The organism is Parvimonas sp. D2 (assembly GCF_035282635.1).
In the GTDB taxonomy this organism is placed as follows: domain Bacteria; phylum Bacillota; class Clostridia; order Tissierellales; family Peptoniphilaceae; genus Parvimonas.
Map to the genome: position 1 here is coordinate 1 of NZ_JAYKBO010000030.1, position 278 is coordinate 278.

Below are 278 nucleotides of genomic sequence, written 5' to 3' on the forward strand. Positions count from 1 at the left end.
GTCAGCTCAATCTTGCGTTCAACCGTCGATTCCATAGCCAGGATTTCTGCCTGGGACTTTTCATTACCCCATGCACCCTGCCTATCAGTGACGTAGTCCGTAAAAGCATCTTCGTCCAGAACTTCGTGGCCATTTGGCGTGGCTGTCATCTTCGGGAAGAAGTCGTAGTTCAGGCCCTTAGTGAGCTCGCCCACGAACATCTTGGCAAAGCGGTTCGGCGTGTCCTTGATGCTCGGATCATTGTCAACATCCAAGCCGAGGTTCTTAAACCCCTGATA

The 278-nt window shown here is 51.8% G+C and carries 1 protein-coding gene; it reads right to left on the bottom strand.

Annotated elements, in window-relative coordinates; all coding sequences use genetic code 11:
• Positions 1-278: hypothetical protein (locus VJI77_RS07455; RefSeq protein WP_323988958.1), on the bottom strand; the 278-nt coding region annotated here is incomplete at both ends.